Below are 5,971 nucleotides of genomic sequence, written 5' to 3' on the forward strand. Positions count from 1 at the left end.
GATCAGCGCACCCGAGATCTCCTGGGTGGAGGCCCAGGTGCCCAATCCGCCGGCGAGCAGCGCGACCACCGACAGGCCGACCACCAGATGCAGCCGGATCGAGCGCCGCACGCCCCGCTGTTTCACCTCGCTCATGATTTCGCCCCGCCTGCTTCGGAGACGATCTTGATCGGTGTCGGCGGCACCACGCGCGGCTGCAGCACCTGCGCCAGCACCGTCTCCTTCGGGCCAAAAGCCTGCATGCGGCCGTCGCGCAGCACGAGGATCTGGTCGACGCCCTCGATGCCGATCGGCCGGTGCGCGACCACGACCACGATCGCGCCGCGCTCGCGTGTCGCCCGCACTGCGCGGGTCAACGCCTCGTCGCCCTCGGTGTCGAGATTGGAATTCGGCTCGTCCAGCACGACCAGGAACGGGTTGCGGTACAGCGCGCGCGCCAGCGCCACCCGCTGCGCCTGCCCGGCCGAGAGCGCCGCGCCCTGCTCGCCGACCTCCGTGTCATAGCCGTCGCGCATCTTGATGATCATGTCGTGCACGCCGGCTTCCTTGGCGGCGGCGATGATATTGTCGGCGTTCGCGTCCGGATCGAACCGACAGATGTTCTGGGCGACCGTGCCGGTAAAAAGTTCGACGTCCTGCGGCAGATAGCCGACATGGCGGCCGAGCACGTCGGACGACCATTGATCGAGCGCGGCGCCATCGAGCCGTACTTTTCCGCGGAGCGGCTGCCAGACCCCGACCAGCGCCCGGACCAGCGACGACTTGCCCGAGCCGCTTGGACCGATGATGCCGAGCCCGTTGCCGGCGCTGAGCGCAAAATTGACGTCCTGCACGATCGGCTTCTGGTCGCCCGGCGCCACGATGCTGACGCCCTCGACCGACAGCCGGCTCGACGGGCTCTGCAGCAGGGTCTGCGCGGCCTGCACCGGCAGTTTCTCGAACAGGCGGTTGAGACGCTGCCAGCTGGTCCGCGCCGCGACAAAACTCTTCCAATGCGCGATCGCCAGGTCCACCGGCGCCAGCGCCCGCGCGCTCAGGATCGAGCCGGCGATGATAATGCCGGCGGTCGCCTCCTGATAGATCACGAGATAGGCGCCGACCGCGAGCACCGCCGACTGCAGCATCATGCGCATCACCTTGGCGATGGCGCCGAGCCCGCCGGCAACATCGCTGGCGCGCTGGTTGCCGAGCAGGTATTTTTCGTTGGCCTCGCTCCAGCGCTGCGTCAGTCGCCCGGCCATGCCCATTGCGACCAGCACCTCGGCATTGCGCCGGCTGGACAGAGCGAGGTCGTTGCGGCGCGCGGCAAGGCCCATGGCCTCGCGGGCGGGCTCGCGCGACATGAACTCGGTCACCAGGGTCAAGGTCACCAGCATGATCGCTCCGACCAGCGCGGTGATGCCGATCAAAACATGGAAGGCGAAGCAGATCGCCAGATAGAGCGGCAGCCATGGCAGATCGAAGAACGCGCTCGGCCCCATACTGCCGAGAAACGAGCGGACGTTGTCGAGGTCGCGCAGCGGTTGCAGACCCTCGTTGCGGCCGCCGACCAGCAGCGGCAGCCGCACGACGGCGTTGAAAACCCTGGCGTTGAGCGCCTCGTCCAGCGCGGTGCCGATCCGGCCCAGGATGCGGCCGCGGATCAGGTCCAAAATGCCCTGGCAGATGTAGAGTCCGCCGGCCAGGACGACGAGGCCGACCAGGGTCGGGATACTGCGGCTGGGCAGCACCCGGTCGTACACCTCCAGCATGAAGATCGAGCCAGTCAGATAGAGCAGGTTGATCACGCAGCTCATGATCGCGACGCCGATCAGTGCCCCGCGGCAGGCGCGCAGGGCGTCACCGAGTTCGGAACGCCGGATACCGGAAAGGGCCGTCATCGATGCCAATCTCTGTTCACGTCCATGGCCGCCGATCCAGCGTGGAATTTGCGGAAAATCGATGAAGTATATCACAGCCCGCCGGCCATGCCCTGATCCGGCGTCCCATTAACCTAAAGGAAGCGGCATGACCACAGGAGAGCAACCATCGGCCGCCCCTAGATCGTCGTAGCAGGGCCCGTTCCGGGACTAGGGAAACAGTGGAACGCCGGCTGGATCTCAGGCGCGCGGGCGCTCGCGCGTCACAGCCGCCCGCCGGTCCGGACCAGGCGCACCACCAGCAGCAGGATGACCGCGCCGATCGCCGAATAGACGATCTCGGACACAATGCCGGTTCCGAGATGAATGCCGAGCTTGGGAAACAGCAGGCTCGAGATCAGTGCGCCGGCGATGCCGACCAGGATATCGCCGATGATGCCGAAGCCGGTGCCGCGCACGATCTTGCCGGCAAGCCAGCCCGCGACCAGGCCGACGAACAGGATGATTAAAATGCCTTCGTTGGACAGCTGCATGAATCTCCCCCTCGCGCGAGGCTTTCTCCTGCGCGTCGTGACTGTAGCCATGCGCCCGCGATGTGACGACCCCAAATCATGGCAATGCTCAGCCCGACATCCCGGCCACCGGGGCTTTCCTGGCAACCGTTACGTCGCGGCCACACCAAAGCGATCCCTCCGCACTGGGCGGTTTACCTCTCCCCGCTTGCGGGGAGAGGGGGCGCACCTCCGATGCGGGAACGAACGAAGCTCAACTCATTAAGCTTTGGTCATCAGAGCTGCGGCACCCGCTCGTGAAAATCGGTCGCGCGCTGGAATGCCGCGCCGATCCGAAGCACCATCGCCTCGTCGAAGGAGCGGCCGATCAGCTGCAGGCCGACCGGCAGGCCGCCTGCAGTAAACCCGCAGGGAATCGCGAGCGACGGCAGGCCGAGATAGTTGAACGGGCGGGTGAAGCGCGTGATGCGCTGGATCACGGCTTCGGCGCCATCGCCGCCGCCGACATCGCTCTCGGCGATGGTCGGCGCCGGCATGGGCGCCACGGGGGCAATCAGCGCATCCACGCCAGCGGTCGCCGTATTGTGCGCTGCGAGCGCCGGGCCGCGCCAGCGCAGCGCCTCGAGATAGGCGATGGCCGGGATCGCAAGCCCGTTGTGGAGCCGCTTCAGGACCTGCGGGCCGTAATCCTGGGGCCGCTCGATCAGCCAGCGCTTGTGGAAGGCGGCTGCCTCGGCGGCGAGCACGATCTGGCAGGCCCCCTGCAGCTGGCGCTGGTCCGGCAACTGGACCTGGACGATGTCAGCGCCTTCCTGCCTCAGGACCGCTAGCGTGGCATCGAGGACCCGCGCAACCTCCCCATCGAGATCGTCGACATAGAACGCGCTGGGCACGCCGATGCGCAGGCCTTTGATCGGCGCGCGCGTCGCCGCCATGTAGTCGTCAACCGGCGCCGCGCTGGCGGTTAAATCCTCGGGATCGGGACCCGCCATCAACGCCAGCAGCAGCGCGCAATCCTCGGCCGTGCGGGCGAGCGGCCCGACCGTGTCGAGCGACTGCGACAGCGGCATCGCGCCGGCTCGGCTGATGCGGCCATAACTGGTCTTCAGCCCGCTGACGCCGCAGAAATGCGCGGGCATCCGGATCGAGCCGCCGGTATCGGAGCCAAGCGCCGCAAAGGTCAGCCGGGCCGCGACCGCCGAGCCCGAGCCGGAAGACGAGCCGCCGGTGATGTGCTCGCGCGCAAAGGGATTGCGCACCGGCCCGTAATGGCGGTTATGGCCGGTCGGCCCGTAGGCGAACTCCGCCATCTGCAGCGAACCGAGCCGGACCTGCCCGGCATCCTTCAGGCGCTGCAACGCGGTCGACGTTGTCGCGGCCACGAAATCGCGCCGGATCAGTGAGCCGCAGGTCACGATCTTGCCAGCGTCGTAATACATGTCCTTGTGTGCCAGCGGCACGCCGTGCAGCGCACCCCGGCTCCGGCCTCTTGCCAGTTCGGCGTCGGCCTCGTCGGCGGCTTGCAGCGCGGCGTCGGACTCGATCGCCATGAAGGCATTGAGATGCGGCTGCCACTCAAGGATGCGATGCAGGCAGGACTGTGTCACCTCGCGCGACGACATGCGCTTGTCGGCGATCGCCTTCGCGACCGCGGTGAGCGACATCAGGGCAGGTTCGATACTCATCGCGCGGCTTTCTCGGCCTGCACGAGCGCAAATGTCGCGGGCTCCAGATCAAACGGCAGCGTGCCCGCCACAGCCGCGAATCCGTCGAAGGCCGGCCCGATCGAAGTCGCGATGCGCTCGGCGATGTCATTCGCGACGGGGACGCCCGCCGTCTCCGCCATCGCCTTGACGTGTTTGGCAGTCGGTCTTGTCATTAGGTGTGGCTCCCAGCTGGTACGGCGGACATTTGCTACAATATCGCGGCGCGATCTCAAAGGCGTAAGTGATTCCGTCGTTGCGAGCGAAGCGAAGCAATCCAGAATCTTGCCGCGGATACAGTCTGGATTGCTTCGGCGCAAACGCGCCTCGCAATGACGTGGAGAGAGTCATCGCGCTGGTTCAGAGACCGTAGCCGCTCTCAATGATTGCCACGAAATCCGCAGCCCCCTACTTCGTCAGCAGCGCGTAGGCGCCGTCCCAATCCTCGGGCGGCGGATTCTTGCGAAATTCTGCGATGCGCTTTTCGTAGAGATTGAACAACAGCTCCAGCGTACGCGCATCGTCGGTGCGGCGGCCGCGCTCGATCGCCGCCAGCGCGCCATCCCAGTCGCGGCTGCGGTAGCAGGCCAGCATCTCGATGGTCAGATTGCGCAGCCGCTGAAAACGTTCCGACAGCGCGACGTCCTCGCGGCCGGCGATGGCGTAGACGACCTCCGGTTCCTTCTTGCCTTTCACCATCACGAAATCGATTTCGAGGATGGCGAATTTTTCGCGCGCCGCCAGCGCGGTCCTGGAGCCGACGATGATCGGAAAGCCGTATTCCTTGGACTGACCCTCCAGGCGCGAGGCCAGATTGACGCTGTCGCCGAACACGGAATAGTTGAATTTCAGGTCCGATCCCATGTTGCCGACGACGCAAGGGCCCGTGTTGAGGCCGACACCGACATTGAGCGGAACATAGACGCGGCCGTCCTCCTGCGCCTCCGCCTCGCGCGCTTTGTTGAGTTCCGCGACGCGGTCCAGCATGTCGACCGCCGCCTCGCAGGCATTGAGCTGATGCTCCCTGTCGTCGAGCGGCGCGTTCCAGAACGCCATGATGGCGTCGCCCATGTACTTGTCGATATAGCCCTTGCGTTCGAGAATCACGTTGGTGAGCGGCGTCAGAAAGCGGTTCATCAGCGCCGTCAATCCCTGTGGGTCGTTCTTGTAGGTCTCCGAAATCGAGGTGAAGCCACGCATGTCGGAGAACATGATCGTCATCTCGCGCTCCTCGCCGCCGAGCACGAGCCGTTCCGGCGATTGCGCGAGCTGTTCGACCAGAACCGGCGACATGTATTGCGCGAACTGTCCGCGGACCTGCTTGCGCTGCTGCTGCTCGCGCACGAAGCTCGCGAAAATCAGCGTCAGATAGATCGCCGAGGTCGACATCAACGGATAGGTGAAGTCGACCAGCAGTTTCTGCTCCTTGTAGAAGTACCAGGACGTTCCGATCAGCACGGAGGCGAACAGCGCGCCGACCACGACCAGCGTGACGGGGCCCAGTCTCGGCGCGAAGGCGATCACCAGCAGGCCGATGATGACAGCCGCGAAGAACTCGAAGGCAAAGCCATAGTTCGGCTGTGACAGCACCGCCCCCATCAGCGCAGCCTCCAGCACCTGGGCATGGACTTCGACGCCGGGCATGGCGGGATCGACCGGCGTGGTCTTGATATCGTTCAGTCCGAGCGCCGGCGTCCCCACCAGTACGAACTTGCCCGCGATCCGGTCGGGAGCAACGCTGCCTTCGAGCACATCCACCGCAGGCACATAAAGCGACGGATCCTGGCGCGCGAAATGCACCCAGAGCTGGCCGTGGCTGTCGGTCGGAATCTGGAATCTGCCGACTCTGACGCCGACGATGCCGTCCTCGTTGGTCTTGACCAGGATGGTGTCGCTT

At 65.7% G+C, this 5,971-nt stretch carries 5 protein-coding genes; all 5 read right to left on the reverse strand.

What is annotated here, in order from left to right; all coding sequences use genetic code 11:
* Window positions 1-131: 131 nt before the first annotated feature.
* Entirely contained in the window at window positions 132-1,880 is a 1,749-nt protein-coding gene (locus JOZ76_RS34830; RefSeq protein ID WP_291705908.1) for a type I secretion system permease/ATPase, read from the reverse strand.
* Window positions 1,881-2,122: 242 nt separating this feature from the next.
* Window positions 2,123-2,392, reverse strand: a complete 270-nt coding sequence (locus JOZ76_RS34835) for a GlsB/YeaQ/YmgE family stress response membrane protein (protein WP_291705909.1) — start codon at window positions 2,390-2,392, stop codon at window positions 2,123-2,125.
* A gap of 254 nt (window positions 2,393-2,646) precedes the next feature.
* Window positions 2,647-4,056: an amidase gene (locus tag JOZ76_RS34840; protein ID WP_291705910.1), complete on the reverse strand. Its 1,410-nt coding sequence runs from the start codon at window positions 4,054-4,056 to the stop codon at window positions 2,647-2,649.
* Window positions 4,053-4,250 carry a hypothetical protein gene (locus JOZ76_RS34845; RefSeq protein WP_291705911.1) on the reverse strand — a complete coding sequence of 66 codons (198 nt, stop codon included), beginning with the start codon at window positions 4,248-4,250 and terminating at the stop codon, window positions 4,053-4,055. The genes JOZ76_RS34840 and JOZ76_RS34845 overlap by 4 nt, the downstream gene beginning before the upstream one ends.
* A 232-nt stretch (window positions 4,251-4,482) precedes the next feature.
* Window positions 4,483-5,971, reverse strand: a 1,489-nt coding sequence (locus tag JOZ76_RS34850) for an adenylate/guanylate cyclase domain-containing protein (protein ID WP_291705912.1), incomplete at its 5' end; no start/stop codon positions are given.

Origin of the sequence: Bradyrhizobium sp. (genome assembly GCF_019244115.1) — a bacterium.
Lineage (GTDB): Bacteria > Pseudomonadota > Alphaproteobacteria > Rhizobiales > Xanthobacteraceae > Bradyrhizobium.

Coding starts and splice junctions, on each gene's coding strand:
- JOZ76_RS34835 (WP_291705909.1), bottom strand. CDS start 2,392: ATGCAGCTGTCCAACGAAGGCATTTTAATCATCCTGTTCGTCGGCCTG.
- JOZ76_RS34840 (WP_291705910.1), bottom strand. CDS start 4,056: ATGAGTATCGAACCTGCCCTGATGTCGCTCACCGCGGTCGCGAAGGCG.
- JOZ76_RS34845 (WP_291705911.1), bottom strand. CDS start 4,250: ATGACAAGACCGACTGCCAAACACGTCAAGGCGATGGCGGAGACGGCG.
- JOZ76_RS34830 (WP_291705908.1), bottom strand. CDS start 1,880: ATGACGGCCCTTTCCGGTATCCGGCGTTCCGAACTCGGTGACGCCCTG.